At 70.3% G+C, this 3,383-nt stretch carries 2 protein-coding genes and 1 pseudogene; 2 read left to right on the top strand and 1 reads right to left on the bottom strand.

The window, feature by feature from the left end:
- Nucleotides 1-104: 104 nt before the first annotated feature.
- Complete coding sequence (locus tag FL311_RS42070; protein WP_141333234.1) at nt 105-794, top strand: suppressor of fused domain protein; 690 nt, start codon at nt 105-107, stop codon at nt 792-794.
- Here FL311_RS42070 and FL311_RS42065 read toward each other — a convergent pair whose 3' ends face one another.
- The gene (locus FL311_RS42065) at nt 795-2,819 is read right to left on the bottom strand and encodes an ATP-binding protein (RefSeq protein WP_141333233.1); all 2,025 of its coding nucleotides are present in this window, start codon (nt 2,817-2,819) and stop codon (nt 795-797) included. It lies immediately after the preceding gene.
- 246 nt (nt 2,820-3,065) lie between these two features.
- Here FL311_RS42065 and FL311_RS42060 point away from each other — a divergent pair.
- A pseudogene (locus tag FL311_RS42060) lies at nt 3,066-3,383 on the top strand (dipeptide epimerase); the annotation flags it as partial.

The raw sequence follows: 3,383 nt of genomic DNA, 5'->3' as shown, positions 1-3,383 counted from the left end.
GACCCCTCCCGAGGGCCATCCGCTGTCTCCCACCAGCCAGGCGCGCGCCCGGCCCCTCACGGGGAAGTTGAGAAACCGGGGTGACCCTCTAGAGTAGACGCGTCATGAAAGCCCCGGAGACGGACGAAGACTTCATCCAGTGGTACGAGGACTGCTGGGCGGACCGCGATGAAGTCGAGTACCCCAAGATGTTCGGCGCCATCGACGAAGGCGTCTTCACGCTCGACCAGACGGACGCCATCCAGGCCTGGATGGAGAGCGAAATCGCGCAGGTAGAAGGTGAACCGGACCCCAACTGGGGCCCCATGGGCGTGCGCGTGGCCAAGCCCAGCCCCGACTACCCCTACTGGACCTACGTCACCAGTGGCCTGTCCAACCCCTTCACCATCGCCCCCGGTGAGGAGATCGCCCCCGACGCCCCCAGCGGCATCGGCTACGAGATGGTCATCCACACGCCGGAGGAGGCCAAGTGGCCCGTGTTCCGGCTGCTGGACATGATGGCCTACAACCTCGTGTGCATGCGCGCGTTCGCGCTCAACCACCGCTACCCCGTCGAGGGCACGCTGGACGGCGGAGACTCCAAGCTCAGCGGCTTCGTCTTCGTCCGGGACCCGTCGCGCCCCGACCACTTCGCCCTGGAGAGCGGCAAGGTGCAGCTGCTCACGCTCGTCGGCGTCACCAAGAACGAGATGGCCTTCGCGCGCTCCAACGGCATGGACAAGCTGATGGAGAAGCTGGTCGCCGCGGGCTCGGGCTACATCACCCGGCCCGAGCGCGACGAAGTGAAGCTGTAGTCACCCTCTTCGCGCCACGCGCGGCAGCGGCTCCAGGGCCCTGTCGCGCGGGGGCGCGCCCTCCACCAGCGCCCTGAGCGTGCCCGGGTCGAACGGCTTCTCGATTCGCGGCAGCGGCACCGACTGGAGGAACGCCCGCGCCCGCTCCGTGAAGGCGCCGCCCGTCATGAAGACGAAGCGCGACAGCAGCTCCGGCCCCCGCGCCGTCAGCTCCGCGTGCAGGTCCATCCCCGTCAGGTCCGCCATCATCAAGTCGCAGAAGACGCGGTCGAAGTCCGCGTCGCGCTCGAGCAGCGCCAGCGCCTCGCGGCCGCTGTGCGTCACCACCACCTCGTGGTGCCGTCCCAACAACCTCCGCAGGAGCGACGCGAGTTGAGGCTCGTCGTCCACCACCAGCACCCGCTTGCGCTCCGGCACGTCCACGGGCGCGCCCTTCGCCACCGCGTCCGCCACCACTGCCGTCACCGGCAGGCGCACGCGGAACATGCTCCCCGCGCCGGGCGTGGTGTCCACGCTCAGCTCGCCGCGCATGCTGCGCACCATGCCCAGGCTGGTGGACAAGCCCAGTCCGCTGCCCTCGCCCACCGCGCGCGTGGTGAAGAACGGCTCGAAGACGCGCTCGGCCACCTCGGGCGTCATGCCGTGGCCCGTGTCCGCCACCTCCACCACCACCCAAGGGCCCTCCAGCCACGTGGACAGCGTGACGCGGTGCCGGGTGAAGTCGCCCTCGGGAATCGCGTGCGCGGCGTTGACGAGCAGGTGCAGGAACACCTGCCCCAGCCGCGCCTCGTGCGCCATCACCGTGGGCACCTGCGAGTATCTCCGCACCACCTCCGCCCGGTAGCGCAGGTGCGGCATCGCCATGGCCAGCCCGAACTCCAGCGCCGCGTGCACGTCCACCGGGGACAGGTGCGGCTCGTCCGCGCGGGCGAACGTCTGCAAATCACGCACGATGACGCGGATGCGCTCGGCGCCCTCGCGGGCCTCGCGCAGCGCATCCAGCGCCTCGGCCAGCGGACCGCCCTGCACCTGGCCCTGCAGCACCGTCTCCATCTGCTCCAGCGCGAACTGGAGGTTGCCGCTGACGTAGGAGAGCGGGTTGTTGATTTCGTGCCCCACGCCCTCGGCGAGCTGGCCCGCCATGGCGAGCTTCTCCGACTGCACCAGCCGCTCGCGCGCGGCCACCAGCTCCTGCGTGCGCTCGCGCACCAGGGCCTCGGCCTCCAGGCGCCCCGAGTGCTCACGCGTCAAGAGCGCGTCCCGCTCCGCCTCCGCGCGCTTCTTGCCGGTGATGTCGCGCGAGAAGACGGAGACGTTCTGCCCCGAGCACCACGCGTGCACCTCGTGCCAGCGCTCCGGCGAGGTGCGCACCTCGAAGATGGTGGACGAGCCCTCGGCGGCCACGCGGCGCAGCTCGCGCTCGAACAGCGTGCCCACGAGCTCCGGGCACGCCTGCCACAGAATCTTGCGGAAGACCTGCTCCTGCGTGCGCCCGGTGATTTCAGCGGCCTGGCGGTTCACGTAGGTGATGCGCCACTCGGCGTCCACGGTGAAGAACGCCTCGGGGGTGCTCTCCAGCACGTCGCGCACCCAATCCAGCGTGTCGCGAAGGCCCTCCTCCATCCGCAGCGCGCTGGTGACATCGCGCAGGCGCAACAGCACACCGTCGCGCAGCGGCACCGCGGTGCCGAGCAGCCACGCATCACCCTCCGGGAAGCTGTCCGCGGCGGGGCGTCCTGACTCCACCACCTGCTTGAGGATGGCGAGCCGACCGCCGAGGCCCGCCACCGGCGAGATGTCGCCCAATCGCTTGCCGCGCAGCGAGTCGGTGCCGTGCCCGAGCGCACGTGAGGCGGCGGGGTTTGCCCACAGCCACTCGAAGTCGACGATGGCGCCGGACGCGTCGCGCACGGCGCTCAGCACCATGCACCCTTCCGAGTCATGGCGCTCCGCCTCTTCCAGCGCCTCCAAGAGCGTGTCCGCGCCCAGGGCCGGGACTGTCTGTCTCGTGTCCTTCGCCGACATGCCCCGCTCACTCCGGGCATCCGCGCCACCCGGAGGCCAAATCTCCGGAACCCTTCAGCAGGGTCGCAATTCCTGGAAACGTCCGGAGTCCCCGCATGTCGCCATGAAAGGCTCGCAGGCACAAGCCGAGGATGTGAGACCCACATCCGCCTCCCTGACACCTTGGAGCACCGGGTTGAATACGATGAGCCGACCTCTCGCGTGTCCCCTTCTATCCAGGGAGCGGACCAGGATGCCATCCCGGACATGACGCCCACCCTCATCACCGCCGTCCACTTCGAGCCGTTGGACCTGCCGCTGACGGAGCCGTTCGGCATCGCCACGGGAGCGCAGCACGCGGCCGAGAACGTGTTGGTGAAGCTGACGCTCGCGGACGGCACGGTGGGGTTGGGCGAGGCGGCGCCGTTCCCCGCGGTGAGTGGGGAGACGCAGGCGAGCACGCTCGCGGCGCTGGAGGGGGTGCGTGCGGGACTCATGGGGCGGGACGTGCGCGCGTGGCGACCGCTGTCGGAGTGGCTCGGGGACGCAATGGCGCTGGCGCCGGCGGGGCGAGCGGGCGTGGAG

Origin of the sequence: Myxococcus sp. AB025B (assembly GCF_006518215.1) — a bacterium.
Classification (GTDB): Bacteria; Myxococcota; Myxococcia; order Myxococcales; family Myxococcaceae; genus Myxococcus; species Myxococcus fulvus.
This window is presented reverse-complemented; position numbering and strand designations above follow the sequence as displayed.